Source organism: Bythopirellula superficialaquae (assembly GCF_059632245.1).
In genome coordinates, this window is the sequence record NZ_CP197426.1 from 3,874,391 (window position 1) to 3,901,283 (window position 26,893).

Genomic DNA, 26,893 nt, shown 5'->3' on the forward strand with positions numbered 1-26,893 from the left:
AGAACATGAACCCGTCCCCTTACCAGCAACCAACCACTGGCTAATCGTCTTTGTCAAAATTCCACACGGGGACTCCCAGCATTTCGCTATCCTCTGGCGACGTATCATGTGAGTTCTGGAGTACACTGAACTTCTTCACAGTCTTATGGCAACCACACTGTTCAGTTGGTGCGTTGTTGTCGTTCTGAGTGTCATCGAAGTTCATTACCGGCAAGCCAAGCATCTCGTCATCCTCCAAGGGGTTATGCGAGGGGTAATGTTTGGCAAGGTTCGATACATTAACGTCAGGGCCATCGGGGTTCACGAAGCCCCCGCCATAATTGTTCACAAATACATTCCTTAACATGGCTAAGTTTCCTTATAAAACAGGGTTAATAGTTAATAACTAACAAGGCATCAAATCTCGACAGCTAGGATGTCAGAGACAAGTTCGTCGATCTCGCTGCATCTTTGGTGGTGTTGCTCAGCGCGGACTTGGTCTCGTGCCGAGTTGCTTTTTGGGTCTTGGGCTATCTCGGCATCAAGTTCGGCAAGTGCTTGTCGCAACTTGGCGATCCGTTGTTTGCCTCGCTCTAGTTGCTCGATTGCACGTTGACTTGGCGGAGGGCAAAAGCTTGGTGCTTGTTTTGCGAATTGAGCTTGTTCAAGGCACTCCCCCTTGAACCGGTCAAATTTTTTGGTTTCATCATCTAACTTGCACACCAAGTAATATCTACGCTGCGCTCGATTTTCTGTGGGATCGACTACAGGCAACCACCGTTGTTTGCCATCATCAGAACACATCGCACCGTCAGGGCAGATATACCGTCCATTGTGGTACACAAAATCATTGCCGGTTGCGTCGCCATGTTCTTTGACAAACTGATTAGGTCCATAAACTTCTTGCATAAAAATATCTCCTTAAAAAGTGGTAACACTATTGGCCGAGTACACGCACACGACCTTCATAAAGGGCATCCAACAACTCTTCCTTGTACGTTGTGGGTTTATCCAACAAATCGCATTCAGCCTGCCATGCTGCTTGCCGACGATTAAAACGCTCCAACCAATCCGTGGTCTGACTATCATCGCTAACAACGCCGATTGTCTTGGCTCGTTTGCCAGCCAGTTCATGCGCTATGATTAACGCCAACGCGAACGCGCTAAAGGTGTCGCCGTGGCCGTCACCATCTCTGGGGGAAACAAGTCGCCAACCGTAGCTCTTTTCTTCTACGCGCAGTTTGGCTAAGTCTCGGCGTAAAGGTTCACAGTCGTAAAACTGCAATCGGTGATCCTGGAAAGACTCGATTGTTAAGGTGGTTTGTAGTCGCAGATTCGCTGGCGATGGCGGTATCTCTCGCATAAAGGGTTGCGAGTTAAACCTGCGGCGACTGTTACGACGTTTGCGGTTGCTGTCTGCTTCGATAGCCTGAGCTAACGCTTCATGCTGCCAAGGGTCAAACCCGATAAACTGCAAATTGTAGTTCTCGCAGCACTGCAAAATATGCCGCTGAACATCTAACAGATTTATCTTGTTTCCGAGGGTAGGCTTCCACAGCTTGTGGTGCGCCAATCGAATACGGCCAGCAGTTCCGCCCGTTGGTACGGCTAACACGACGAAAGCAGCGCAGTCACGAGTTAATCCCAGGTCACTGCCACCAACAAAGTAGAATCCCTTCTCGTGGCCTGTCATCGGGGCCAGCGAATCATCGAACGCAGCCGCTATATCTTCTGGAGTAAGGGCATCACCACCACCACTCGACCATTCATTCATCCACAATCGGTTAAACGCTATAGAGGGCAGCATGCGCCGTTGCTCCGCTAAGCGGTCAGGCGTCATCCATGATGCCACAGGGCCATCTAATCGGCTAAAGTACCAACTCTCCTCCGTTCGGGCTGTTTCGCGTACTGGCCATTGCCACGAATCGACAAAGCCCGCATTAGAGATCACGCATAACAGACAATTTGAACGCTTGGCAGCACTAGAAATAATCGAGTGCCATAGCGAGCCGTCGCCCAACCAGTGCGTGAGTTCATCGGCAATTATAAAATCAGGAAGAATACCGTAGGACGATGCAACATCACTGGCAGATATCTCTAGCCTTGCTCCATTGCCGGGATGCCCCTTAGCAATGTTCAATGCCTGCCCGCGCTGTACTTCGATAATCGAGCTAAGCCAAGGATTAAGCCTAACGATAACGTCTATGGCATCCTTTAAGAGATTGGCTTGGTCCTTGTCAGCAGCGAACGCATAACCTTTGACGGCACGTTTAGCGAACGCCAGTATCCATACGCACATCACGGCTAGGTCAGTCGTTTTACTATGCCCACGCGCACGCTCAAGGTATGCCCGCATGACAGCGGAAGTATCATCGCCCTGCCCATTACAAAGCATCATCGCGGGGTCGATAGCAGCGAAGTCATTGCGCTGCCATGAGTCCATAACGTCGCCGAACCGACGAACCGTACCACTGACGTCAACGCGCAAGTCGTCACGGAACTTAACCGGGTGTTTAGCGTATTCAGCAAATTTACTTGGTGAAATGTTCATGTTCTCGTTTCCAAAATTACCGTGCGGGTGTAAATGGGGCCCCCCATCCCTGATTACCAACTCACCTTCCAGCCCTTGACCTACCCCCCACCCCTTGTATTTGCACTAGGTGTTCATTTATGTATTGATTGTTTCGCATTACTACTCCTTGATTGTTCCATCGAAAGCTTCACTCCACGGGTCTTTGGCTATGTCAAGTTTCAGTCGTTCGATTGCCTTATTGCGTACTGTCTTGGCCTTCATTATCTGTTCACTACAACGAGTGATGTCCGCGACGGTCATTGTTTCCAGCCGGGTTCGCATTAACCATCGACACACGGAAGCATGTATCTCGGCGTTCACGGCTTCGTCAATGAAATGGGCCATCGTGGTATTCACTTCACCGTGAACTTGCACCGTTAGTTGTTCCAGTTCACGACGATACTTGCGAGCATTCTGTAATTGGCGACGCATCGTTTGAGGCAGTTCGCTCAATGTCAGTCGCGAAATTCGCACTCCATTGACTATCGCATTCAAGTTGTTCTTACTTGCACCCATTCTGGTCTCCGTTGGCTGTATCGTGCTTAAGCGCGCCTATGTAAGTGTCGCTATTTATTGGTGTTTCGCTGCTGCGAACCGGCTTTCAGTAATTGCTCTATATTCGAGGCGTTTTTCGGCCATAATTTACTGCTACAGTAGTAATCAACCCCGGTTTGGGACTATAAACACAGTGGTTTTTGTAAGTTGCGCCGTTGTAAGTAAACGGTGTCGAAAATTGGTTGCTTAACCCTAGCCGATCTGTCTGTTTGATATCTATGTACTAGGCATTATTTATCATAGTTATTTCTTATCACACATTGAGTTTGACTGTTCAATTATTTTTTAGGACTTTCGTGGGGAGGGATTGCAGTACATATTCGGCTCCGAACATACAATTTGGCCCAAATACCGTCCTTCACTTACATGGTCCCCGGTGGCTACACGGGGGCAGGCTTTCATATAACGTGTCGTTGGCAATGTCATAGGCGCGACTTGTCGAAAGCACTTCATCAAGTGGCCATCGCGACCAACCCAACATTATTCCTAACCGTGGTCGCACGATCACTTTCCAAAGTCGCTCGCGGCAAAATCCCTTCGGTTTTTGTTTGCGGTATAACTGACACACTTCGTTCAATGCTTCTAATCGCGGTTCGTGTTCAAGTAAGTAGGCGAACGTCACAGTCTGTGGCGGTTCGTCGTACTGGCTGTTGGTTGTTTGTGCTGGCATGGGTTGGCTTCTAAAATAATAGGGGGGTTCCTTCCCCCGTGCGGTGAGTGGGAGGATGTGTCTAGCTAATGGCGGGAACTGATTGGCGTAGTTCGTCGAGAATTTCAGTGACGACAGGAATAGCTTGTTGGACGTAGTCGCGCGTATTTCTCTTGCTCAAAAATGTATAGTAGATCGCCAGCAAATGGTTCTGCGGAATGTCAACGGTCGAGTTCCATAGTGGCCATTTGTTCGTTATACCTTCAATCGCTGGAACACTATCGCAAGCAGCCAAGAACCGATTCCTCTCCTCCATGGTCTTAAAGTCAAAAGTGCGAGCATAAGTACCATCACACCAATCTACGTATTCGCACTGATAACCTGACTTGACCAGCTCTCTTTCTAGCTCCGAAACAACTGCCGAATAGCAGTGGAAGAACTCGTCCTGGACCGCCTCTGGAAGCCTGCGAATTTGCTTTTCTGTCAACATCTCATTCTCCTTTTTCAAAACTGTGTTAAAAAACTGACTCACAACTCAAACGGCTAATGCGGTGTTCATGGTAGGCATGGCTTGCTCCTAGAGCGGTTAAACGAGCTACTTATTCTTCTTAGTTCGCTTCTTGGGCTTAGGTACTCCGCGCCCCAAAGCGATGCGTTTTTCTCTAGCCTGTAATCTCTGTTGCAAGGTCTGCCATTCCTTAGCGAGTTGTTCTAGTCGTGCCTTACGCACGTCCCAAGGTTCGTCGGGGTGGAAGAACTTGAGCAGATCGGCGGCATCACCTGGACGACCATTACCGAAGAGATCGCAGTGCCAACACTTGGCACGGTGTGCATATATCTGGTGGACTGGCATCGTGTGGAACCGACTGTGGCCACAGTTCGGGCAGGGCCAATACGATTCGCCCTTGCCCTTAGTGCTGCTCGCCTTGCCGAGATACAGATGCAGTAGATATTCGAGTAAAGTTGTCATGGTGGTTATCGAGGAAAATGTGTGTAAAAAGCACAAACCGTAAAACTAAAGGGGGTGGTGTATCGCAGCAAAGCACAAACCGTAAGTTTAAGGGGGAGTACATATACCCCCGATATTTGCAATGTAACCACGGAACTTCTCAGTTAGTCGGTACTCAACTTGCTTCGTAGCGTTCCGTGCGCCTTGTTTCTTGACATAACGCTTATCTACTACTGACAGAGCAACAAGATCATCAAGGTTCCGCTTGGTAACTGACTTGGAGAGTTCTGTTGCCGATTCAAATTCGACAATGGATTTGTACTCGGCAGAAAACTTCCACAGCGCGGCCATCACACGTCGACGGTTGCTAGGTAGTGAGTCGAGAGCAACTCGCTTCATGACCCGAGCCTCTTTATCAGTTATCTCCTTCTTGCCTCGCACAATCGCCACACTCTGGCCGATACGTAGTAGCTGCTTGGCAACTCGACTGGATAACTCCGCAACGGGAGGGAACAGCATTTCATCATTGCGGCCTCGGTCGACGTAGGTTCGGCAAGTAGCCAACACATCAGACAAGTCAAGAATCAATTCCTCAAACTTGCTGCTGTATGTAGGAACATGGCTCTTATCTATCGAGTCGATAAACTCTTTGACTTTTTGCTGGAGTGGTTCGCGGATCGTGTCGGATTTGTTGGCATTGCGCAGACTACGCCGAGCATGTTCCCGCCTGTCCTCAACATTGAGACGGTACATTAGGAATCGCTCGCCTAGCGTGTTTAGGCTCCAGGACTTTTCGATGTCTGGCGTCATGCCTGTGACATAATTAAATCGCGAGTGGAAACTTTTTAGCCTGGCATTACCAACAGCACGACTAGCGAATCCGTCATAGCAATCTCGGAGAATGCTAAGTATTTGAGAGCGAGTTTCGGCAGGCTTGTCGTGGATCAGCGAGAAGTCTTTAGTTACAAGCGTTTTGCCGTTTAACTGAGGCAAAAGACTATATTCTTCGTCAGATTCTTGCTCGTCCTCAGGCTCAGGTTTTGCCTGCGATATACTACCCCGCTTACTTTTACGGTTTGTGCTTTTTTGGTCGCCCTCAGGCTTACCCTCCCCCTTACTATTACGGTTTGTGCTTTCCTCATCTCGGTAGCCCGAAATAAAACTCGCCGCTGTAAAATCGCTGACAAACATCGTTTGATCGCACAACTCGGTAGACCGAAGAACTTCGGTTTTACCACCAGAAGGAGGCGAAATAACGTGGAGCCATACTGGATCGCTATCGAGATGAGTACCGGCAACGATGCCTAGAACCAAGTCGATTACGTCTTCATCAGAGTAGTAATAATGCCGACGATACTCCGCCTTGAGTGCCGCAAGTTTGGTCGATATACCACCCCTCCGATATTTGCGGTTTGCGCTTTTCGACTTAACGAGCACCCCCCGCCGATTTACTTTAGGGGTAGAATCGGCAGGGCGGTGACATCGCTTTGGGGCGCGGAGAGGGTCAGTAAGACCGCTTGTTTCGGGCGTTTTATTTACTTTGGGCATTACTTGTAGAACTCCACGTAGTCGGGATCACTATTCTTCTTGCGACGGCGACGGGTGGGAGTTGTTGGTGGTGTCGCGGATCGCGCCAGTTCAAAGGCATCGAGTGCCGATTGTGTCACGCGATAACGAGAGCGTTTCTTCCCAGGGTCTAGCCCGACATTGATCGCTTTTAACTGTCCGGTTGCCAGCCAATGCAATACGGTTCCTTGGGAAACACCGTAGCGTGATTGAATGTCTTTTACGCTGTAAGTCATTTCACACCCCCTCGCTGAACCTGGAGGGGTGCGCGGTAACTTACGTCAACGCCAAGTCGATGCAACTCACGTTTGGCTTCCGCCGCTTGCTCGAAATCATTTGCAGAGCGAGCAATTTCAAGAACTGCAAACCAATATGTAGGCTCGTTGCGATGATTAGGAACTGCTGGTTTAGACATTGCCGTATCTCCCGAAGTGCTGTTTCGGTAGATAGGCAAAAGGTAACAGAGGGGTAACACTCGAAGTCACGCTTCGAGCGATACGTATAGCACGAAAAAAATTTTAAGGTAACACAAAAGGTAACACGAATCGGCGATGTTACCTTTTACTCGGCTTCCCAAGCCTCTACGTCGCCGTTGGCATCTTTCGAGCCTCGGATCGACGTAGGCTTGGCTTTATAGGCTTTTATGGCAGCATCTAGTTTGGGACAACGACTAGGTGCCAAGGACTTTTCGTGGACCTTTAGATTGTCAGCGATCATTTTCTTAGTCCAGTCCGAGTGTTCGATAAACACGGCAAGCGCTCGCGCATCTACCGACGTACTCGGCGTATCAATGTTCGAGTTCACCGCTAGGCTTGCAAGTGCGTCACTGGCCAGAGCTTGCTCCAGCCACGGAATGCGCTGTTCTTCATCGAGTTTCGACCAGTGTTCTACTGTTAAAGTAGGCACGAGTTCGCAGACTCGCATGGTTAATCGCTGATCGTCTACAGCAGAAAGCTCGCCGGGATATACCACAGGGAACGTCCAGGTATCGCTGTCAAAATCGTGGTGGGGCCATTCGCCATCTGGTAGTAGTTCTTCAACTTGCAAAATGGATTTGGCGAGTGCGTAATAGTCGCTCATCTCGCACCCCCTTCCGTACCAAACAACCACTCGTGAACATGGTTCGTCACGTTCAGCAATCGCTCGGGCGCGATCTTCAGCCGGTAAACGGCGTCGATCTTATTGGGATCGGCATGGCCCATAATTAAACGCACCGCAGGAAAGTCCAAAGTAGCATCGGCCTCAGTGCGGAAAGTGTGGCGCAACGTATAAAAACCCAGTCCCTTGCGATGTACTTTGGCAGCCCTCATTGCCTTGCCAGCGGCTACCGTAATCGGGTTGGCGATACCGCGACACAACCATGGACCGCCGCTCGGCATCAGGAACACGAACTTCGCATCGTCATCTGATTTTGGCTTCGGTCTTGCTGCTATTGCGTCGCGCAGTGCTTCAACAGTTTCTGGCCACAGTGGGCATCGGCGCTGAATGCCATTTTTTGGCCGTGGGTAGTTGATCCATCCCTCATCGAGTTGCAAGAGCGCGACGGGTAGCATCGCACAATCGTGATTGCCAAACCCACAATTTAATCCCAGTAGAAACATTGCCTTGAGGGGAATGGCCGTGTTATCGATAAGTGTGCGACATTCGGCAGCGGTCAATATATTCTGCCCGTGTTCCAGTTCGTGCTCATTCTTGGCTTGTCGAAGTTCATCTTCGCTCGGAGGCGAGAATATCGAGCCATGCGCTTGCAAGCAAGGAATCGGAGCTGGGATTAACTCAAATTCATAGGCGAACTTAAAAACAGTTTTCACCCGTGTGATGGAGTTGGCTAATCGAACTGGCCCCCAGCGGCCTTCCATATACTCGCGGAGTTCAACAAAATCCTTAGCCCTTAACTTCGATACGGGAGTGTGGTTGCCGAATTGTGCGCATAGCATATCAGTGATGTCTTTGTATTCACCGAACATGCGCGGGCCGAGTTTCTTGCCCCTCGGCTTGTTCATTTGCTTGCGCTTTTCGCTTAAGAAGTGGTTGCACAAATCTTTGACCAGCAACTCTCCCGAACCGTTATCGGGATGATCAGCAGCATCGACGACGTAACCGTCAATCTTTCCATCTATGGCAGCTTGCTTACGAGCGTTATAAGTGGCCAGCGCAGCTTGCCAACTTTCCTCATAGGGTAGCTGAACCATTGTCTTGTTCTGTATTCGGCCCCATCGACCGAAGTGAACGATCTTGCCCGCGATCTTCTTCGACCAGTAGCCCAAGGGGTGGGCGTACAGTGGAAAATCCTTTTCAGATTCGGGCTTAGAAGGCCGATTATTTTTCGGGCTCTTGCGCGTTTTACGCTTGGCTGGCTGTTCTTTACGGCGCGCAGCGGGCGCGGTAAAATGGTCGCTCATGGCGATACCTCCTGGCTAAAGGGTTAGGTATTGTCGCCGTGTTCTGCCTGACTCGCAGCACACGGCATTTACTACTTGGCATTGTACCGTAGTAAACGCCAAGTAGTAATCAATATTCCCCGATTGGGGGGTAAATTGTTAGTTATACCGGTTTTTACCGGGAAAATCGCCCCTGGAGAGGTGGCAGAGTGGTCGAATGCGCCGGTTTGCTAAATCGGTGACCGGGGAAACCTGGTTCGCAGGTTCGAATCCTGTCCTCTCCGCTTGATTTGTTGGGCTTTGATTCGGTGCATTATCACCGAATCTTTTGCAAAACCCTCGCTTCGGCGGGGGTTTTTTGTTGCGCCAACCCACTCAATTCGGCTGAAACTTTCGGATCGCAACTCCGCTGAGTTGCTGAATTTTGCACCAAACTCTTGGGGGCCCCAGGTGACGCTGCAAAATTGCGGGCAATTTGCTTCTTTAGAAATCAATTTATGTGGGAAAACATAGTGTGGGCCGTTATGCCGTTGGAGCAAAATACGCCGAATTCACTTCCCGACCAAAATCGATTCGTTACTGCGGTATAACGTAATGAGAGGTCTGCACGGTCGATCTTGGCGAGCTGTTCGTTTATTTGCTTGTGGATATACCCTTGCATATAAGCAGCGGCTTGGCGGACCTGCTCGGACTCTGACTCCAAGCTGGACCTTATCGCACTTGACGCGCTGAACATATCGGCAAATTCCAATCGGCGCGCGGCAAACTTTAGTTCCTCGGGCGCTTTATCATATTTGAATTTCCAAGTGGCTCCTTGCGTGGCGTGCTCATCCGTCATAGGTATGTCGTTCCACCAACCCCACATGAAAGTTTGATCCGGTCTAACCAACTGTACTTCGGTAATCGATGGGAGACTGATTGTAACCTCTCTGCTGGCCGCTTCGAACGAACGGTCGGGATCAACCAATACGGGCCATGTAATTTTTTGGTCTTCGACATATTCGATGATTTCATTCCTTGAGCTCCCTGAATTCACGGCAACGAACAAGTCAGGCTGGTCAGTAAAGTGTGCCACCTCGTCCATCAACTTTGGCCACATTCTCTTGCACTTGAGCCATGTTTTCTCGAAGTACCAAAACACAACGCCCTTGCCACGAATTTCATCTTAGGTAAGGGGACTGCTATTGATCCAGCGCTCTGGCTCAGAAGGTAGTTCAGGTGGACTCTCAGGAAGTGTAATCCCCTGAACTATGGAACAGATAACTGCCAACACCAATTCACTAAACAGACAATGCCTCGCGCTCCTTGATTAACTCACGTTCGAGGATTTCTGTATCTACGGAATTAGAACAACATATAATTGCCGCTGAAAAGTGATTGCAACGCTACGATTGCTAGCGTTCTCTCTGCGAATTTTAGCGGTGTAAATGTCTGATACCCGCAGAAGTCTCTAGCATCTTCAAGTCACCCCATGGCGGGGTCCGAACAAACGTAAAGGTTTACGCTTTGGGCTGACTTTTCCGTCGAGCTTCGGGCGTTAACGCTAGCACATGTCCGTCCCGGTTCGGGGCTCTCGAACCGTATCTCTTCTCGCCAATCATAACATGCAGCTTGCCGATTCAGGAAACATCCTGATGCGACCAATTTGCGCGATCACGCGCCCGATGTCGTACGCGCGCTGGGCGGCGATGTTGTTGGCAATATTGTGTGGAGCAACCGGGTGTACACCTACTTACTACCGGCAACAGGCCGATGAAGATGTTGATTGCCTGACCGATCAGAAGTCTGCCATGGCCGGGTACGAACCAGCCAGTTTCCGCATCGACATCGATCCGCGGTCTCGTATGTACGACCCCAACAATCCCGACTGGGAACCGATGCCACCGGATGATCCGACGTCGAATCTCTTGATGCAACGTGTCGACGGCATGAAGGGTTCCAAGCTTTGGAACAAGCTTCCTAAGACGCCCTTCGTTGATAATCCCGCTTGGACAGACTATTTGCCGGTCAATGAGCAAGGCGGCATGATGCTCGATCTTACCGGCGCGATCGAGATGGGGTTCTTGAACTCGCCTCGTTATCAGAGCGAACTCGAACAGCTTTACTTATCCGCGCTCGACGTGAGTTTTGAGCGGTTCCGTTTTGACTATCAATTCTACGGCGGGTCCAGCGTCTTCTACACGGCCGACGGTGAAAATCGTACGGGAACGGGGAATGATTCGAGCTTGCTTGAAGTGAACACATCGCGTCCCGGCAATAATCTACGCGTTGAGAAATTGTCGGCAACCGGAAATCAACTTGTCGCAGGGTTTGCCAATTCCCTGGTTTGGCAATTCTCTGGTCCCGATGATTATTCGAGCAATACACTCCTCGACTTCGCCATGATTCAACCGCTCTTGCGCAGAGCGGGTCGCACGCGCATCCTCGAGCGACTGACTTTGTCGGAACGCAACCTATTGGCGAATGTCCGAGAAATGGAACGCTTCCGAGAAGCCTATTATGTGAGCATCGTGACTGGTCGCGATCCCGGCCAAGGGCCTTCGCGGCGTGGCGGTGTGCTGGGTAGCGGCTTCACGGGTTTCACAGGCGTGGGTGGCACAGGCTTCGGGGGTATCGGTGGAGGCTTCTTCAATCAAGGATTTGGGGGAGGCGGTAATGGCGGCAACTTTACTGGCGGCGCTGGAGCCCAAGGATCTGGTGGCTACTTGGGGCTGCTGCAAAGCGAACAGGTTATCCGCAATCAATACGCCAACGTCGCAGCACTTCGCGATAGTGTGATGCAATTGGAAGCTTCCTATGACGCGGGGCGCATCGACCGATTCCAAGTCGATCTTGCTAAGCAAGCCTTATTTAACGCACAAAGTCAGTTGCTGACCGCCGAGAATCAATACCGGACATTCTTGGAATTTTTCCTCACCAACTTGGGCATGCCGCCAGAACTCGATGTTGAAGTCAAAGACCCACTACTGGACCGACTCAATTTGCTCGATCCAACACTTGAAAAACTTCAGCAACGCGTGAGCGACGTGCTCGATGAATTGCGTCTCATGCGTGATGCGGAGGAAGGTCGCCCGGCCATCGTCGATGATGATGAACTGATCGTACCGAACATGCCGGCGAGCGATCAGGAACTTGCCGAGAAATTGACTCCCTTGTTGGCTGAAGCGATCGATGTGGAACGCGTGGTGACAGAGCGGATTGGCGCCGTCGAGAATGATTTTCAAGCCTTGGAAGAGGCTCTTCCCAAACGGCGGGAATCACTCCAGAAGTTGGCTTTACGACCAGAGCTGGCCGAAACAGATATTAATCCGCAAATTTTTAGCGTCGAGCGCCTCGATGCTCAAATCGAGAAGCAGCGGCGGGATTTTCAGGCGTTGCAAACTCGGCTGACCCAAACAAGTGCGGACTTGCATGATTTGCTGTATTCCGAACCGGAAGCCAATCGCGACACACTTAACTTACTGATTCGAGCAGTCACTGAACTGTCTGGCGAGTTGCTGGAACTTTCGCTCGTGCAAGCCAGTACACGACTTGAAGCCGTGAACTTTGACCCCGTGCAACTCACGAATGAACAAGCCTTGGCGATTGCCGCCTATTACCGCCAAGACTGGATGAATGCACGAGCCAACTTAGTGGACGCCTGGCGGTTGATATTCTTCAATGCCAATGATCTCGAGAGTGATCTGAACATCATCTTCAGCGGTGACGTGGGCAACGTGGGAGATAATCCGTTCGACATCCGCAGTTCGCGGGGGCGGTTGCGCGTGGGCTTGGAATTCGACGCGCCGCTGACTCGCTTGGCAGAACGCAACATCTACCGGCAATCGTTGATCGAATTTCAACAAGCCCGCCGTACTTACTATCAATATCGTGACAATGTTTATCGTGATTTGCGAAACACGTTGCGACAGATTCGACTTAACGAATTGAACTTTGAATTGCGTCGGGCCGCCGTGCAGCTGGCAATTTCCCAGGTTGACCTCACGCAGTTGCGACTTTCCGAGCCACCCCAACCGGGTGAAGTGGCCTTGTTCGATAACAACACGGCTCGTGACTTGGTACAAGCCTTGGGTGATCTTCTGAACGTGCAGAACGATTTCTTGAGCGTCTGGGTCAATCAAAAGGTCCAACTCTTGAACTTGGAACTGGATCTGGGGGTGATGGAACTCACACCCAACGGCATGCTCATTGAAAACAATGTGCCGATGGAAACGTACTTGATTGGATTGCCTTGCAACACAACGGATATGGGATTGGCAGCGAGAGACTTGGACCTATTAGGCCCCGGGGCCTTGTTGCAGCCAGAGAGTCTGGAACCTGTGATTCCACTGCCTTCGGGAGAAGGGGCTGTGGAAGAATTTCCCGGTGAGATGTTGCCTGTTCCTGAAGACTTGCCAGAAATCGAAGAGTCTCTGCCGCGCGGCGCTGCCGCCGATGATCAGGTAATTCACGCAAGTGGGGAATTCACCGGTTCGCCCGAGAGTGACAGTTTGCCCAATCCGCTGCGGCTGCCAGTTGGACCGACCGGCGCGGTGTCGATTCCGGTCGTTTTGGCGGATTCTCCTGAGGAATCCCACAATCCCAATGCGCAAGAGTGACCTGTCTTTTGGCTTGGTCGAGACCTAAAATGAAAGCACCTTCCTTTTCCTCCGCTCGTTCGCCCGCCGCAGATCAATCGAGGCAGATGGTCATGTATTTATCAGTCGCCAGACATAGATCCCCAGGTCCGATGCGCCGAGGCGCGTCGGGTTTGCTTTCCGTGTTTCTCTTAACACTGATTATCGCCGCGCTCGGTGGCGGGGCTTGGTGGTGGAACAATCAAGGAACTCAAGAAGATACGACTGATGCCATCTTGCACGAAGTCGGTCGCCGTGATTTTCGCTTGGATATTACCGAACGAGGTGAGATTAAATCTGGCGGAGTGACCGAAGTTCGTTCCTTGGTGAAATCCAAGAGCACAACGGGCACGGCCATCTTGCGGATTGTGCCGGAAGGAACGCAAGTTCAGGAAGGTGATTTTCTGGTCGAACTCGATTCTTCCGCGTTGAAGGAAGAACTTACCACACAAAAGATTAGCTACAACTCTGCCAAAGCCTTGATGGTTGAAGCGAAGAACTTGTACGAAACCGCGTTGATTTCCAAACGGGAGTATCTCGAAGGAACCTACGTTCAGGAACGCCAGATCATCGAAAGCGAAGTCTTTGTGGCGGAAGAGAACCTCAACCGCGCCAAGGAGTACTACGTCTACAGCAAGAAACTTGCCGCGAAGGGGTATGTCAACGAATTGCAGCTCGAAGCAGATCGCTTTGCCGTGGAAAAATCGGAAAAGGAGCTTGCTGCCGCGCGAACCAAGCTGAAAGTCCTGGACGAATTCACGCGAGCCAAGATGGTGAAGCAGCTCGAAAGCGATATCGCCACAACCGAGGCCAAATGGGAATCGGAAAAGAACAGCTTTGAGCTGGAAGAAAGCAAGGTTGCCGACCTGCAAGATCAGATCGAAAAATGCACGCTGACGGCTCCGCGCGAAGGTACGGTGGTGTTTGCCCACGAGCGTGATCGCGGCGGCAACGAGTCGGTCATTATTCAGGAAGGCACGATCGTCCGCGAGCGACAGGTAATCGTTCAACTGCCTGATCCTAACTCGATGGAAGTGGAGCTGACGATCAACGAATCGCTAATTCAATTCATGAAAAAAGGGATGCCCGCACGCATCGTGCCGGTAGGTTTCGGCGGTGACGTGCTTCGGGGCGAGGTTGTGAAGATCAATCAATATGCCGAACCGACGGGCTGGCGCAAGGCGAACGTCAAGGAATACAAGGCGACGGTGAGCGTGCAGAATCCTCCACTCGGCTTGCGGCCAGGTATGACGGCTTCCGTGACTGTTCTCTGTGAAGAGATCGACGATGCGATGCAAGTCCCCGTCCAGGCCGTCTACTCGCACGGCAATCAGTATTACTGCTTTGTCTTTGCCAACGGCAAGTGGGAAGCTCGGCCCGTTGTCACGGGGCCGACGAACGAAAAGTTCTACGTCATTGAAAGTGGACTCGAAGTGGCTGACCGTGTGGCGATGAATCCCAAGTCGTTGCTCGATAAAGTTGATCTGCCAAAAATCGCGCCGGAGCGGCAACAACGGGCCGTTGCGCAAAGCCCCATTGCCGACGCGGCGGAACCCGCCAAGACCGATGTCAGCACGGCCCAAAAACCTGCAGCCACGGGTGAGAGCGCCGGTGGCTGATCCTTTGCTTGCATCAACCATGGTTTCCACGAGCCAGGAATCTGCCGGCAAGTTCGACGCCCAGAATCTGCAGGGGCGGCCGCTTGCTGCCAGTATTCGTGATCTTCACAAGGATTACGTCCTCAGTGGCGAAACGGTCCATGCATTGCGAGGCGTTTCGTTTGATATTCCGGTGGGTGATTACGTTTCGATCATGGGTCCATCCGGTTCGGGCAAAAGCACTTTGCTCAATCTCCTCGGCTGTTTAGATCGGCCCACGTCAGGGACATTCCTGCTCGGCAACGACAATGTCGCCTTGATGAACGACGACCAACTCGCCGAAACCCGCGCAAGGCGGATCGGATTCGTCTTTCAGTCTTACAATCTCCTTCCCGCGCTGACGGTCGTGGAAAATATCGAAGTGCCGTTGTATTACGGCGGCCAACTCACGCCGCAAACGCGGGCCCGTTGCTTGGAGCTCGCCCGGATGGTCGGCCTGGAAGCGCGTTTGGGTCATCGTCCAGCGCAACTCTCGGGTGGCCAGCAACAACGCGTGGCGATTGCCCGAAGTTTGGTGAACGATCCCAAGTTCATCCTCGCCGACGAACCCACCGGAAATCTCGATTCCAAAACAACCGAAGAAATTCTCTCGCTGCTGCAAAGTCTCAACGACGAAGGCCGCACGATTATCATGGTCACCCACGAGCCTGACGTGGCCGAAAAAACCCGCCGGGTGATTTGGTTGCGTGACGGCCAAGTTCTCTCGGATGAGAGGCATTAATACTCATGGCAATGTGGTGGCGGACAATTCAACTCAGTGTCAAAAGCGTCTTCCTGCATCCGCTGCGGTCGGCGCTGACGGTGCTGGGTATATTCATCGGCGTGGCGAGCGTGATCTGGCTGCTGGCGATGGGCGAAGGCATCGGCCGCGCCGCGCAGGAGCAGATCGCCAGCCTCGGTGCCAACAACATCATCGTCCGCACGATCAAACCTTCGAGCGATGACGTCGAAGACGGCAGCTACGGCCTCACGCGCAGCGATTACGTCACGTTGCTGGCCACCATCCCGACGATCTCCAAGGCTTTGCCGATTCGCACGGTGAGCCAGGAATTCCGCTATCAAACCCGCGCCTTTGAGGGACGACTCGTCGGTTGCACGCCCGACTACGCCGAAGTCACTCGGCTGGTGCTCGATGAAGGTCGTTTCCTCAGTGACTCCGATCTGGAAGGTGAACGAAATTATTGCGTGCTGGCCGCCGAAGCCGCGCAGCGTTTGTTTCCCTCGGGCAACGCCCTCGATCAAAAAATCATGGTCGACGAACAGTTCTACTCCGTCGTCGGCATCATGAAACCTCGCGCTCCGTCGGCCGGCATCGGTGGCTCGCTCGCCGCGGAGGATTACTCCAACGACGTGTACGTGCCGATCACCACGCTCTGGCGGCGGATCGGCGATATGATCGTCATCACCAAGCCGGGCCAGTTCCAACGCGATTGGCTCGAAGTGAGCCAAATCACGCTGCAAGTCGCCAATCGCGACGACGTGCTGAAAACGGCCGACCTCGTGCGCTACACGCTCGAACGGAGTCACACGCTCGCGGATTTCGGCGTGACCGTGCCGCTTGAGCTTTTGCAACAAGCCGAAACGACGCGGTTGATGTTTATTCTGTTCCTCGGTTTGATCGCGGCGATTTCGCTCGTCGTGGGTGGCATCGGCATCATGAACATCATGCTCGCCACGGTCACCGAGCGAACGCACGAAATCGGTATCCGCCGCGCCCTGGGTGCAAAACGCCAGGACATCACGCGGCAATTTCTCGTCGAAAGCACGGTCCTTTCGTTTGCCGGCGGGTTGTCGGGCGTGTTGGGCGGGCTCTTCTGCCGGCCGATTTCGCTTTTTTTACGTGGTCAAATGGAAACCTGGTTTCCGCAGCAAATGTCGACCCTCCCCGATTTGATCCGCAACGTCGAACCGCAACTGGTAACGTGGTCGATCCCGTTGGCGTTCATCATCTCGCTCTTGGTGGGCGTCGTCTTCGGCGTCTACCCAGCCCTCCGCGCCGCACGGCTCGATCCGATTGAAGCGTTAAGGCATGAGTAGGAATCGTCGCTAACTTCTTATTTTCTCATTTCAAGACTTCCAACTTGTCCAACTCTTCCAACTTGGCAGGGTCTATTTCGATTTTGTCAGTGTTCATATTTTTTTAAGTCATTCTGAGAGAGCCTAGGTCCGCCGGAGGCGGAAAGAATCTAGCCTCCCCATCCCCACGGTTTGTCCATGTGGTGGTAATTCGCCTCTCTGGCTACAAGCTAACGGCTAATCGCTAACAGCTTTTTTTGCTTTGCCAGGTTTGCGAGCTTTGCTTGGTTGGCGGCCTCTTAAAACACGCAAAGCTGTAGGGGACTATAGACCGTTGACTATAGACTGTGGATGGTAGTCCACAGTCCTACCGACCACCGTCCTCTCAACTTTGTCATGTTGTCTGAAATTCTCGCTTCTAGAAGTTTTACGATGGATTTAACCCGCTCCGCGGCGCTTCGCGTCACGTCGCGGCTAACGATAAGACCCCATTATCGTGATTTGCGAGCGCGATGCTACGACGATTTTTGGCCACTTCAAAAATTTGGCACTGTCGCTAATTATGTTGCTGCTCCAATTCGGCCGCTGATTTGTTTTTTCTGAGCCACAAATTCAAAAATGCTAAAGCCGCCAAAATCGGTCCAATTATCAGTCCTGTAGTTATTTGCTGTTGTCGCTTGGCAATTAGTTGCTCTGTGCTATTAACGAAACTTTCAAAGCCAGGAGAACGTTTACATTGGTCGATTGATTCCTGTAAAGCATCAATGTCGCGGTATTTCGGTGGTATTGATGCTATCTGCATAAAGGCAACAAATACCAATAGCCAGAATGGAATTTTCGCAACCCATCCCAAGATATTCGTCATGTATAAACCTTACGCGGCTACCCGCTCCAGTAATTCCAAGATCGTCCACTGCCGATCAGCAATCCCAGCGGCCATCGCTGGGGTCTGCTTGATTGTCTCATGGCGACGGCACCAATTGTAGTAGCAAAAATAAATGCTTTGCATGGCTTCGTGATGGGTCGCGCTCTTGGAAATAGCAATGAGGTAGTAAAAAAATCGCACTGTGAATTCAGTAACCGACTATTTCCGAAAAGCTATCCGCCCACAGTTCACCAGCCACCACCGTCACTCACAATCCTCGACAACCTATCCCGGTGATACCGAAAGTCCGCACGGATGCAGCGTAGAACCCTCAGGATTGCTCAGCCATGCTCAAGGAATCCGCGACCCACACTGCTGGAATGCTTTTCGATTCTGAGGGCAAGCAGTGGCATGCGTTGAAGAGGTAAGCTGGCGTCAGGGTCAAAACTAGGGCGGGTCACATCGCACGCTGAGCTCTCTCGGCCACTTCCGAAGTCGGAGACCTCGGCCACGGGTTTGGAAGAATCCGTGGTCACAGACCACGGCTACAGGCACGTTTCCCCCCGTGGACAGAGTTGGCTTGCTCGTGAGACAATAGAGGATTCTGCTTCCTCCATCGCGCCAGTGAGTCCTTTTTGTCTGCCTCTCAATCCCCACCGCCAATGAAGTTTGCCGTCCTGGGGGGCGGGATCTCCGGACTGTCCGCGGCGTATCGCTTGCGCAAGTTGTTGCCTCACGCGCATGTGGAACTGTTTGAAGCGAGTGACCGACTCGGTGGCGTTCTCTCCACACAGCGCGTCGGGGATTTGCTCATCGAGCTGGGGGCCGATAGTTTCATTACCAAACAGCCCTGGGCGGTTGAGCTTTGCGAGGAATTGGGAATCGCCGACGAACTGATTCCCACCAACACGCAGCACCGCCGGGCGTTGGTCTGGCAGGGGGATCGGCTGCATCCCGTGCCGGAAGGTTTTGTGTTGATTCGGCCGCAGCAAGTCGGCTCGATTCTCAAAACATCGCTCTTGAGTTGGCGGGGAAAAATTCGCTTGCTGGCCGAGCGGTGGCGACGTCCTCCACGGTCGATCGAAGGCACAAACTTTGATGACAATCTGGCACGCTTCGCGAGCAAGCGGCTGGGCAGGGAAACCTTTGAGCGTTTGGTCGAGCCATTGGTCGCGGGGATCTATACGGCCGACGCCACGAAACTGAGCGTGGCCGCGACGATGCCGGACGCAATCGAGGTGCTACGCAAACATCACACGCTGTGGCATCTCAAGGAGAATGACCAGGAAACGGCAAGTGGCGCGCGGTATGGGAGTTTTGTGACGCCCCGCGGCGGGGTGGGGCAACTGGTGAATGAGCTTGTCAGCCAAATCGGCGATGAATCGATTCACGTGGATCGTAAGGCATCGTTAATTTCAGGGGATAGCCACAAAGGTTGGTGGATTGATTTTTCCAATGCGGCGAGTGAAGGTCCTTTTGCGGGGGTCGTGGTGGCATTGCCCACGCCCCAGGCCGCGCCGATTGTGCATAACATCGATCCGGACCTCGCTGAGTTGCTGGGCAGTATTTCTTATGCGAGTAGTGCGATCGTGTGTGTCGCGTTTCGTAAGGATCAGATCGCCCGCGAACTGGATGGCTTTGGCTTCGTGGTCCCCGCCGCCGAGCAGCGGCAGATCATCGCGGCGAGTTTTTCGAGCATCAAATTTCCAGGGCGAGCGCCGGAAGACACAGTGCTGGTTCGCATTTTCCTGGGTGGGGCATTGCGGCCAGAACTGGTCGAAATTCCCGATGAGGAGCTCACGCGGCTAGCGCTGGGCGAATTGCAAAAGGCCATCGGCACACGTGGTGAGCCGTTGCACGTGGAAGTGCAGCGTTGGCGGGAGAAGATGCCCCAATATCATGTGGGTCACGTGCAGCTTGTGGATGACATCGAACGCCGCGTGGATCAGCATCCGGGATTGGCGCTCGCGGGCAACGGCTATCGGGGCGTGGGGATTCCGTATTGTGTGCGAAGTGGAGACTTAGCGGCGAAACGGGTGGCGGAACGATTTTTGACTTAAATCACTTCGCCCGAACCGCGTTGCGGTCCGGCTAGGCGCCGAATAACAGAGTCGGGCCGTCATCGCTGAGCGTGAAGAGGCCGAATTGTTCTTCTTTTTGAGCGATGCCCAGCGCGATGTCATCATCGGTTGTCGCTTGTTCGGCTTGCTCGGAAGCGGTCACAAGTTGCTGCATGGCGAGGGCTTTGGCAAAATCGCGCGCGAAGGCCGGATCGTCGGCGAGTGCGGCTTCGATCAATGCTTTTTGTTGATGATTGCCAACGACTTCCACCGTGCCATCGAGTTCAGAAACGCGAAGTTGTAAGGGCTCGTCGAGTTTAATGCCCGCCGAGGAGAGTGCGTTTTGGATTCGCGCGGCGAGATTCTCTTGCAGACTGGCGAGTTCCGACTGGAGGTCGGCGATATCGGTGATCGAGGACGTCTCGCTGTCAGCAGACTCGGAATCGGTCATCGATTCGAGAATCGCGGAGAACGGCACCGCCAGGGTATCGAGGCTGCGCTCCAGCAGTGAGCCGGCCGTGCTGACGGCGGCAGGAGCTGCCAAACCTAGTAATACCGCTTCCATGAAATTCCCCCTGCGAGCGCAACGATCTCGCGCTCTTTGGGAACATCGACGCCTGCAGGTTGTCGCGATGAGGAAATTCGGGCGGAGTTTGCCGGTGCTAGCACCGTAGCGGGACGTTTCGCATTGTGGCGGGGCTTATTACACCGTAGCGGGACGCTACGGCTATTTATGTTTAGTGGGCGGCGAGTTGGGTGGGTGCTAGCAAATCGCGTTGGGCGAGCACTTGATTGCGAACGAAGTTGAGATCGTCGTCGCTGAGGTCTGTGAAATTGATCTCGAGCATCTCACCCGAGGCCTTCGTCACAAAAATACCTTCGGTTGTTACGCTGACCAATTTTGCCTGGCAATGCTCAACGGCCTGACGGTCGGACCAGCTCCGTAGTTCGGCGTCGGCCAGAACAATCTCCAGGGTTGGTAATTCGTTGTGGCTGAACGGATCGAAGGTTTCCGACTCTGCAGGTTTTTCTTCCTTGGTCTCATCTTGCTTGGGAGCCGGTTCGTCGGTCGATTCGGCGGGACTGAACAAATCGTCGAGCGGGTCGCTCGCGGGTTGTTCGGGCACGGTTTCTTCGGTGACAGTCTCTTCGGCATCGAACTCAACAGATTCGTCTTGGGACGAATCTTGCGAGGTATCTTGCGATGAATCTTGGCTGGGCTCAACGAACAACTCTTCCGTTCCTTCGGTTTCGGTCACTTCGACTTCTGCTGGCGTGGATTCGGTCGTCGCGGCGGGGGGATCGGCAAACGGAATCGAAGTGTCGTCCGGCTCGGCCACGGGAGTGACGGGTTCGTCGAACAGACCACCGGTGCCGGTGGCTGGTTTTGAGACTGGTGTTTCCATGGGAGTTGTTGTCGCTGGCGACTCTGTCACCGGCGGTTGGGCTGCAGGTGTGGTGACCGCCGGGCCAGGAAACAAATCGGTCTCGGTGGTTTTGGCGGGCTCGGCGGGAACCGCAATCGGTGCGGGGGGCAGCTTGTCGGTTGTTGCCGCAGCGGGTGCCGGAGTTGTCGTTGCCGCGGGTTTCTTCGTTTCGGCGGGAGCCGGCTCGCTGTCTTTAGTGATCGTGGCGTCGTTTGTTGTGGCTTCAACTTCCATGGCCTCGCAGCCACAGGAATCGATGATCACGTCATGATTCTCTTCGACGCTCTCTTCAACGACGGTGCCTTCGCATTCCAGGCAATCCTCGCATTCGATGGCGACTGGCTCGCAGCAGGGAATTTCCATCTCGCAGCCGCAGGAATCGTCGGCGATCACCCAACCATCGGCCAGCGCGGGGGCAACCGTTTGCAAAGCGACCAAGGCACCAAGCAACAATCGAAAACTGAAACGCAACATAGTCATTACCTCGAAAGCATGTGTTGGCGGGGCCAACGTGGGGGTTATTTGGTGGGAGTCTGTTGTAACGCGGGGACAAACGGAGCAGCGGCCGGATACTCGCGGTCCAAATAATTGGCGACGGCTTTGTGACGGTCGAGCACCAAATTCTCTTCCATTCGCAGCTGCGTGGCGGCACTTTGCCAACTTTGTGCGAATGGGCCGGTCAGCTTGGCCCCAGGACCATCGCTGAGCAGCGACAGGGCATGATCAAACAACTTGACTCCCGACTGATGCCAATTGGTGACTTGCTGGCCGTGGGCGACAAGTTTTTCGTCGACGCCCGCTTCATTCAACGTCGCCAAGGTTTCGAGAGCTTGCTCGTGACCTCGTTTCCGTTGTGCCAAATAGTCGTAAAGATGCCACTCTTCGGGGCTGCCTTCTTCGCGAAGTCGGCCCTGAGCTTCAGCAGCCATATATTCGGTCAGCTTATTCCAATAAGCACGCGTTGCCGCGCGAGTTTCTGCGGATGTTGGCGTGGGTTTGGCATTCAATTGTGGAACGGAGGTTTCGCGGCTTGAAGAGCCGGCTTTTTGTGCGTCGGGAGAGTCATTAGGAAGTTCAGCGGTTACTTCTTCTGCGACGGCGAAATAACTGGGGTCAACGACTTTGGCTTGAACCAAAACACCGCTCGCCATGTGTTTGAGATCGAGACCCAAATACATCGCGCCGAGCATGACGCCGCCGATCATGGCGACCAGGCAGCCGATGAATTCGAGAAACGACAGCCCGCGGCGGTGGCTCACTTGCGACTTGATATTGATGAACCCCATGACTGTGCCCCCAAAGGATCTGCGCCCTCAAAGGATCCGCCCAAAGCTTTTGGATTGCGGTGATCACTCTGCGCACGGACAACTCCGGCCAGAACTATTCAAGCAAGCATAGCTTTTGATGAACGCACGTTTGGCGATCAATAGCCGCGGCACAACTCGCGGGAATACTAATGATATTCCGAATGTAGCGAATATGCGGAAGAAGCAGATTAGCTCTCGGCACGACGGGCCGCACGACGGCGGTCCGATTCCATGAGCATGATCTTCCGGAGGCGAACGAGCGTGGGGGTTACTTCCACGACTTCGTCTTCTTCGATGTACTCCAAACAGGTTTCGAGCGACATCACGCGGACGGGGCGGACTTGGCTGTTGTCGTCCTTGCCCGCGGCGCGGACGTTGGTCAGCTTCTTGCCCTTCACGACATTGACGACGAGATCCCCCGCGCGGCAATGTTCGCCGACGATTTGACCTTCGTACACTTGATCGCCAGGGCTGATGAAAAACTCCCCGCGGTCGTAAAGCGCGTCGAGCGAATAAGCCGTGGCCATGCCCGTTTCATTGGCGATCAAAACGCCGAATGGCCGGCCCGGAGTTGCACCGCGAACCGGTTCATAACCCAAGAACGTATGGTGCATAATTGCTTCGCCGGCCGTGGCGTTGAGCATCCGGCTGCGCAAACCCATAAGCGAACGCGCGGGGACGGTGAATTCCAAGTGGACAAATCCGCCGGATTGGCGATGTGTCATCTTGGTCAACGTCGCGCGGCGATCTCCCAGCAGCGACATCACGGCGCTTTGGCTAGCTTCGGGGCAATCGACCACCAATTGCTCGATGGGCTCGCACTTGACGCCGTCGATGTCCTTGTAAATGACTTCAGGCTTCCCGACGCACAATTCGAAGCCTTCACGGCGCATGTTTTCGATCAGGATGCCCAAGTGCATGAGGCCGCGGCCCGACACGCGAAACTGTTCCTGGCTAGGCCCTGGTCCGACACGCAACGCAACGTTCGAGCGAAGTTCGCGTTGGAGACGTTCTCCCAATTGGCGGCTCGTGAGAAACTTGCCTTCGCGACCCGTGAAAGGTCCATCGTTCACGCGGAACGTCATGTGGAGCGTGGGCTCGTCGATCGTCACTGGTGGCAGGGCTTCTGGGAACGTGATATCAGTGACGGTATCGCCGATTTCGATGGGTTCAAGTCCGACGAGCGCGCACAAATCGCCAGCCGAAACGCTGTCGACTTCTTTTCGATCCAAACCTTCGAAGCCAAGCAACTGAGAAACTTGCCGCTCGGTTTGTTTGCCTTCGCGGTCGATCACTAAGACTCGTTGCCGGCGGCGGATTGTGCCTTCGCGGACGCGGCCAATAGCGATACGCCCCACGTAGTCGGAGTAATCGAGCGTTGTCACCTGCAAGCGGCCGGGGCCATCTTCGAGTCCCACTTCTGGGGGCGGAACGTGTTGCAAGATGGTTTCAAACAACGGCTTGAGCGAATCGCTCGGCTCGTTGAGATCCAACGTGGCCCAACCCTGCCGGGCCGAAGCGAATACCACTGGGAACTCCAGCACTTCATCGGGGGCATCCATTTCGACCAACAGATCGAAAACTTCGTTCACAACTTCCATCGGCCGTGAATCGGGGCGGTCGACTTTGTTGATCACGACAATTGGTCGCAAATTGTACATTAACGATTTTTGCAGCACGAAGCGTGTTTGCGGCATGGGGCCTTCGTAGGCATCCACAAGCAGCAACGTGCCACTGGCCATGCCGAGCACACGCTCGACCTCGCCACCGAAGTCGGCGTGACCTGGGGTATCGATCAAATTCACACGAAATGTCTCGCCGGCGGCCGAAGTGTAGCGGACAGCGCAGTTTTTACTGAGAATCGTGATGCCGCGTTCGCGTTCGAGATCGTTGGAATCGAGAATCAGGCCGTGCTGTCCTCCCGCGAGTTTCGCGAGATCTTCGTTACGATATTGGCCCGACTGCATCATCATCTTGTCGACGAGCGTGGTTTTGCCGTGGTCGACGTGCGCGATGATGGCGACGTTGCGGATTTGCTGTGCGGTGGATGTCAGGCCGGCTGTGGACATACTGTGATCGACTCGATTTGAACGTGAGGCTGCAAAATGTCCCAGCCAACTGCAGGGGGATGCTCCGAGAACCGTCTACAACGGAGATTCCGCACCGAGATTGTCGGCGGCGGATGATTCGGTGGGTGGGACCCAAAATTGTACGAAACCGCGTGCCCCTTGGGCAGTTCATTTTTCAGCGGTTTTTTCGAGAGTTTTTGATTGGTCTGCGTACTTCGTGCAATCGCTGTGCTTAGGAGGTGTCTCTCGTGAGATTGCATCAACGGTTAGATTTCTTGTGATTGGCGTCTTAACAGTCGGACACTCAAACTTGTGGTGATTTGTGACAGAAACTATACTGTGGTCTAATATTCATGAGGCAGCGGTGTCATAAGCACGATTGCGTGCGGTCCGTGGCCACTCAGTAACGGCACTTGGAAGTTTGCGGTGTCAGGACCCAGCGTGTCGCCAGAAAGTGCGTCATTCGAGAGCGAGCAGGTAGGTGAGCGCCCCAAGGTTTTATTCCTGGGCGGTGCGCACGATTCTCAGGTCGACTTCAGCTCGCACTTTGGCAACGATATTGAGATCGTCCGCGTCGATTCGGCGTTGGAAGTTCTTTCGAACTTGGTGGCTGGCGAATTCGCCGCCGTTTATTGCGATACCGATCATTTCGCCAAGTCGTTGGACTTGAGCAAAATTATCTGCGGCGATCGCATTCTGGAAGGCATGCCCGACGGGGTCGTGCTGCTCGATAAAGAGAACAAAGTCCTGTGGGGCAATGGCCGGTTACGGGAATGGACCGGCTCGGAGAGCGTGATCGGTGAGAATTTTTACCGCGTCATGGGGAGCCCCGAATTGCTGGGCCCCGATTTTTGTCCGCTGCACAGTGCCTTGGCCACGCGACGTGCATGTGCGTCGATCATGCGCTGTAATGACAATAAATATTATCGCCTGCACGCGGCCCCCGTCTTTGCCGCCGGCAGCGATGCGGCCCCGCAAAATTTGGTCGTGACCGTTCACGACATGAGCCAAGAAGTTTTACAGCAGCAAAAGCTCGCGGCCATTCATCAAGCTGGCGTTGAACTGGCCGACCTCACGACGAGCGACGTCTCGCAACTGGCCGAAGAAGAGCGGATCGAACTGCTCAAGTCGAACATTCTGCAATGCATCCAAGACATTTTGCAGCTCGACGTGGTCGAGATTCGAATGTTGGATCAGGACACGGGCGAACTGATTCCGCTGTTGGAAGTCGGCATGGCTCCCGAAGCGGCAGCACGTAAGCTGTATGCTCAAACCAACGGCAATGGTGTGACGGGATTTGTTGCCGCCACGGGTAAGAGTTACATCTGCGAACATACCACCGACGATCCGCTGTATTTGTCGGGGGCCGAAGGAGCGCGAAGTTCGCTGACCGTTCCGCTGATTTTGCACGAGCAGGTTATCGGTACGCTCAACGTCGAAAGCCCCGAGGGGAACGCTTTTTCGGAAAGCGACCTACAGTTTCTTGAAATTTTTGCCCGTAGCGTGGCCGTCGCCCTTAATACGCTGGAATTGTTGGCCGCGGAAAAGGCGAGCACCGCCGCGGCCAGCGTGGAAGCGATTCACAGCGCCGTCGCCTTGCCCGTGGACGTGATACTCAACGACGCGGTCAATATCATGGAACGCTACATCGGCCATGAGCCCGACGTGGTCGAGCGGTTGCACCGCATCTTGCGGAATGCCCGTGACATCAAGCAAGTGATTCAAAAAGTGGGACAAAGCATGAGTCCCACGCAGGCCCAACCGGCGACCGGTTCGACCGATTCCCGGCCCAAACTGGTGGGTAAGCGAATCCTGGTGGTGGATGCCGATGAATCAGTTCGTTCGGCGGCTCATGGCTTGCTGGAACGGTATCACTGTATTGTCGAGACGGCCCACGACGGCAACGAAGCCCGTTTGATGGTTCGGAATCTGGCCGCGGGGTCGAAGTACGACGTGATTATCGCCGATATTCGTCTACCCGACATGAACGGCTATGAATTGATGACGAAGCTCTCGGAGCTCATGGAAAAAGTGCCGATGGTGTTGATGACCGGCTTTGGTTACGATCCAGGCCATTCGATCGTCAAGGCCCGGCAAGCCGGCTTGCAGCACGTGTTGTACAAGCCGTTCCGCTTGGATCAGTTGGTGAGCGTCGTGGAAACGACCATCGACGGCCGCGAGGGCTCAGCCTAGCGGAGTGCCGGCGGCGATTGCCAAACGGATA

The 26,893-nt window shown here is 53.5% G+C and carries 24 protein-coding genes and 1 tRNA gene; 7 read left to right on the forward strand and 18 right to left on the reverse strand.

Going from position 1 to position 26,893, the window contains the following annotated elements; genetic code table 11:
* Window positions 1-40: 40 nt before the first annotated feature.
* The 11 genes from SH678x_RS15990 to SH678x_RS16040 all read right to left on the reverse strand — a co-directional run bounded on the left by SH678x_RS15990 (window position 41) and on the right by SH678x_RS16040 (window position 8,672).
* On the reverse strand, window positions 41-346 hold the full coding sequence (locus tag SH678x_RS15990) for a hypothetical protein (protein ID WP_496919454.1): 306 nt from the start codon (window positions 344-346) through the stop codon (window positions 41-43).
* A 50-nt stretch (window positions 347-396) separates the two neighbouring features.
* Window positions 397-888, reverse strand: coding sequence for a hypothetical protein (locus tag SH678x_RS15995; protein ID WP_496919455.1), 492 nt, complete (start codon window positions 886-888; stop codon window positions 397-399).
* A gap of 28 nt (window positions 889-916) precedes the next feature.
* Window positions 917-2,530 (reverse strand): terminase large subunit domain-containing protein, encoded by a 1,614-nt coding sequence (locus tag SH678x_RS16000; protein ID WP_496919456.1) that lies wholly within the window; start codon window positions 2,528-2,530, stop codon window positions 917-919.
* Window positions 2,531-2,671: 141 nt separating this feature from the next.
* Window positions 2,672-3,067 carry a hypothetical protein gene (locus SH678x_RS16005; RefSeq protein WP_496919457.1) on the reverse strand — a complete coding sequence of 132 codons (396 nt, stop codon included), beginning with the start codon at window positions 3,065-3,067 and terminating at the stop codon, window positions 2,672-2,674.
* A 397-nt stretch (window positions 3,068-3,464) separates the two neighbouring features.
* Window positions 3,465-3,776, reverse strand: coding sequence for a hypothetical protein (locus tag SH678x_RS16010; protein WP_496919458.1), 312 nt, complete (start codon window positions 3,774-3,776; stop codon window positions 3,465-3,467).
* Between the two features lie 61 nt (window positions 3,777-3,837).
* Window positions 3,838-4,245, reverse strand: coding sequence for a hypothetical protein (locus SH678x_RS16015; RefSeq protein ID WP_496919459.1), 408 nt, complete (start codon window positions 4,243-4,245; stop codon window positions 3,838-3,840).
* A gap of 105 nt (window positions 4,246-4,350) precedes the next feature.
* Window positions 4,351-4,725, reverse strand: coding sequence for a hypothetical protein (locus SH678x_RS16020; protein WP_496919460.1), 375 nt, complete (start codon window positions 4,723-4,725; stop codon window positions 4,351-4,353).
* 87 nt (window positions 4,726-4,812) lie between these two features.
* Window positions 4,813-6,252: a hypothetical protein gene (locus tag SH678x_RS16025; RefSeq protein ID WP_496919461.1), complete on the reverse strand. Its 1,440-nt coding sequence runs from the start codon at window positions 6,250-6,252 to the stop codon at window positions 4,813-4,815.
* Window positions 6,252-6,506 carry a helix-turn-helix domain-containing protein gene (locus tag SH678x_RS16030; RefSeq protein ID WP_496919462.1) on the reverse strand — a complete coding sequence of 85 codons (255 nt, stop codon included), beginning with the start codon at window positions 6,504-6,506 and terminating at the stop codon, window positions 6,252-6,254. Before SH678x_RS16030 ends, SH678x_RS16025 begins: the two co-directional genes overlap by 1 nt.
* A gap of 325 nt (window positions 6,507-6,831) precedes the next feature.
* Complete coding sequence (locus SH678x_RS16035; RefSeq protein WP_496919463.1) at window positions 6,832-7,350, reverse strand: hypothetical protein; 519 nt, start codon at window positions 7,348-7,350, stop codon at window positions 6,832-6,834.
* Entirely contained in the window at window positions 7,347-8,672 is a 1,326-nt protein-coding gene (locus SH678x_RS16040) for a tyrosine-type recombinase/integrase (RefSeq protein ID WP_496919464.1), read from the reverse strand. The genes SH678x_RS16035 and SH678x_RS16040 overlap by 4 nt, the downstream gene beginning before the upstream one ends.
* Window positions 8,673-8,846: 174 nt before the next feature.
* Here SH678x_RS16040 and SH678x_RS16045 point away from each other — a divergent pair.
* A tRNA-Ser gene (locus SH678x_RS16045) sits at window positions 8,847-8,935 on the forward strand.
* A 206-nt stretch (window positions 8,936-9,141) separates the two neighbouring features.
* Here SH678x_RS16045 and SH678x_RS16050 read toward each other — a convergent pair.
* Window positions 9,142-9,792: a hypothetical protein gene (locus SH678x_RS16050; protein WP_496919465.1), complete on the reverse strand. Its 651-nt coding sequence runs from the start codon at window positions 9,790-9,792 to the stop codon at window positions 9,142-9,144.
* A 463-nt stretch (window positions 9,793-10,255) separates the two neighbouring features.
* Here SH678x_RS16050 and SH678x_RS16055 point away from each other — a divergent pair, with 463 nt between their 5' ends.
* The 4 genes from SH678x_RS16055 (at window position 10,256) to SH678x_RS16070 (ending at window position 16,962) form a co-directional block, all read left to right on the forward strand.
* Entirely contained in the window at window positions 10,256-13,249 is a 2,994-nt protein-coding gene (locus tag SH678x_RS16055; protein ID WP_496919466.1) for a TolC family protein, read from the forward strand.
* 161 nt (window positions 13,250-13,410) lie between these two features.
* Complete coding sequence (locus SH678x_RS16060; protein ID WP_496919467.1) at window positions 13,411-14,886, forward strand: efflux RND transporter periplasmic adaptor subunit; 1,476 nt, start codon at window positions 13,411-13,413, stop codon at window positions 14,884-14,886.
* A 19-nt stretch (window positions 14,887-14,905) separates the two neighbouring features.
* Window positions 14,906-15,646: an ABC transporter ATP-binding protein gene (locus SH678x_RS16065; RefSeq protein WP_496923079.1), complete on the forward strand. Its 741-nt coding sequence runs from the start codon at window positions 14,906-14,908 to the stop codon at window positions 15,644-15,646.
* A gap of 5 nt (window positions 15,647-15,651) precedes the next feature.
* Entirely contained in the window at window positions 15,652-16,962 is a 1,311-nt protein-coding gene (locus tag SH678x_RS16070) for an ABC transporter permease (RefSeq protein ID WP_496919468.1), read from the forward strand.
* 535 nt (window positions 16,963-17,497) lie between these two features.
* Here the strand turns inward: SH678x_RS16070 and SH678x_RS16075 are convergent.
* Both SH678x_RS16075 and SH678x_RS16080 read right to left on the reverse strand, forming a co-directional pair.
* Window positions 17,498-17,806, reverse strand: coding sequence for a hypothetical protein (locus SH678x_RS16075; protein ID WP_496919469.1), 309 nt, complete (start codon window positions 17,804-17,806; stop codon window positions 17,498-17,500).
* A gap of 9 nt (window positions 17,807-17,815) precedes the next feature.
* Window positions 17,816-18,007, reverse strand: coding sequence for a hypothetical protein (locus SH678x_RS16080; protein ID WP_496919470.1), 192 nt, complete (start codon window positions 18,005-18,007; stop codon window positions 17,816-17,818).
* 434 nt (window positions 18,008-18,441) lie between these two features.
* Between SH678x_RS16080 and hemG the strand changes: the two genes are divergently transcribed.
* Window positions 18,442-19,866 carry a protoporphyrinogen oxidase gene (gene hemG / locus SH678x_RS16085; RefSeq protein ID WP_496919471.1) on the forward strand — a complete coding sequence of 475 codons (1,425 nt, stop codon included), beginning with the start codon at window positions 18,442-18,444 and terminating at the stop codon, window positions 19,864-19,866.
* Between the two features lie 31 nt (window positions 19,867-19,897).
* On the opposite strand, the gene SH678x_RS16090 is transcribed toward hemG, so the two are convergent.
* The 4 genes from SH678x_RS16090 to typA all read right to left on the reverse strand — a co-directional run bounded on the left by SH678x_RS16090 (window position 19,898) and on the right by typA (window position 24,669).
* The gene (locus SH678x_RS16090; protein WP_496919472.1) at window positions 19,898-20,431 is read right to left on the reverse strand and encodes a hypothetical protein; all 534 of its coding nucleotides are present in this window, start codon (window positions 20,429-20,431) and stop codon (window positions 19,898-19,900) included.
* A 172-nt stretch (window positions 20,432-20,603) separates the two neighbouring features.
* Window positions 20,604-21,767: a hypothetical protein gene (locus SH678x_RS16095; RefSeq protein WP_496919473.1), complete on the reverse strand. Its 1,164-nt coding sequence runs from the start codon at window positions 21,765-21,767 to the stop codon at window positions 20,604-20,606.
* Between the two features lie 44 nt (window positions 21,768-21,811).
* Entirely contained in the window at window positions 21,812-22,579 is a 768-nt protein-coding gene (locus SH678x_RS16100) for a hypothetical protein (protein ID WP_496919474.1), read from the reverse strand.
* A 209-nt stretch (window positions 22,580-22,788) separates the two neighbouring features.
* Complete coding sequence (gene typA, locus SH678x_RS16105) at window positions 22,789-24,669, reverse strand: translational GTPase TypA (protein ID WP_496919475.1); 1,881 nt, start codon at window positions 24,667-24,669, stop codon at window positions 22,789-22,791.
* Window positions 24,670-25,095: 426 nt separating this feature from the next.
* Between typA and SH678x_RS16110 the strand changes: the two genes are divergently transcribed.
* A complete protein-coding gene (locus SH678x_RS16110) occupies window positions 25,096-26,862 on the forward strand; it encodes a response regulator (RefSeq protein ID WP_496919476.1) in 1,767 nt (588 codons plus the stop codon).
* Window positions 26,863-26,893 lie beyond the last annotated feature (31 nt).

What these genes read in the sequence shown, in the direction of transcription:
- SH678x_RS16000 (WP_496919456.1), bottom strand. Translation starts at nt 2,530, where the DNA reads ATGAACATTTCACCAAGTAAATTTGCTGAATACGCTAAACACCCGGTT.
- SH678x_RS16090 (WP_496919472.1), bottom strand. Translation starts at nt 20,431, where the DNA reads ATGGAAGCGGTATTACTAGGTTTGGCAGCTCCTGCCGCCGTCAGCACG.
- SH678x_RS16055 (WP_496919466.1), top strand. Translation starts at nt 10,256, where the DNA reads ATGCAGCTTGCCGATTCAGGAAACATCCTGATGCGACCAATTTGCGCG.
- SH678x_RS16040 (WP_496919464.1), bottom strand. Translation starts at nt 8,672, where the DNA reads ATGAGCGACCATTTTACCGCGCCCGCTGCGCGCCGTAAAGAACAGCCA.
- SH678x_RS16070 (WP_496919468.1), top strand. Translation starts at nt 15,652, where the DNA reads ATGGCAATGTGGTGGCGGACAATTCAACTCAGTGTCAAAAGCGTCTTC.
- SH678x_RS16015 (WP_496919459.1), bottom strand. Translation starts at nt 4,245, where the DNA reads ATGTTGACAGAAAAGCAAATTCGCAGGCTTCCAGAGGCGGTCCAGGAC.
- typA (WP_496919475.1), bottom strand. Translation starts at nt 24,669, where the DNA reads ATGTCCACAGCCGGCCTGACATCCACCGCACAGCAAATCCGCAACGTC.
- SH678x_RS16020 (WP_496919460.1), bottom strand. Translation starts at nt 4,725, where the DNA reads ATGACAACTTTACTCGAATATCTACTGCATCTGTATCTCGGCAAGGCG.
- SH678x_RS16095 (WP_496919473.1), bottom strand. Translation starts at nt 21,767, where the DNA reads ATGTTGCGTTTCAGTTTTCGATTGTTGCTTGGTGCCTTGGTCGCTTTG.
- SH678x_RS16035 (WP_496919463.1), bottom strand. Translation starts at nt 7,350, where the DNA reads ATGAGCGACTATTACGCACTCGCCAAATCCATTTTGCAAGTTGAAGAA.
- SH678x_RS16030 (WP_496919462.1), bottom strand. Translation starts at nt 6,506, where the DNA reads ATGACTTACAGCGTAAAAGACATTCAATCACGCTACGGTGTTTCCCAA.
- SH678x_RS16065 (WP_496923079.1), top strand. Translation starts at nt 14,906, where the DNA reads ATGGTTTCCACGAGCCAGGAATCTGCCGGCAAGTTCGACGCCCAGAAT.
- SH678x_RS16010 (WP_496919458.1), bottom strand. Translation starts at nt 3,776, where the DNA reads ATGCCAGCACAAACAACCAACAGCCAGTACGACGAACCGCCACAGACT.
- SH678x_RS15995 (WP_496919455.1), bottom strand. Translation starts at nt 888, where the DNA reads ATGCAAGAAGTTTATGGACCTAATCAGTTTGTCAAAGAACATGGCGAC.
- SH678x_RS16075 (WP_496919469.1), bottom strand. Translation starts at nt 17,806, where the DNA reads ATGACGAATATCTTGGGATGGGTTGCGAAAATTCCATTCTGGCTATTG.
- SH678x_RS16005 (WP_496919457.1), bottom strand. Translation starts at nt 3,067, where the DNA reads ATGGGTGCAAGTAAGAACAACTTGAATGCGATAGTCAATGGAGTGCGA.
- SH678x_RS16100 (WP_496919474.1), bottom strand. Translation starts at nt 22,579, where the DNA reads ATGGGGTTCATCAATATCAAGTCGCAAGTGAGCCACCGCCGCGGGCTG.
- SH678x_RS16025 (WP_496919461.1), bottom strand. Translation starts at nt 6,252, where the DNA reads ATGCCCAAAGTAAATAAAACGCCCGAAACAAGCGGTCTTACTGACCCT.
- SH678x_RS15990 (WP_496919454.1), bottom strand. Translation starts at nt 346, where the DNA reads ATGTTAAGGAATGTATTTGTGAACAATTATGGCGGGGGCTTCGTGAAC.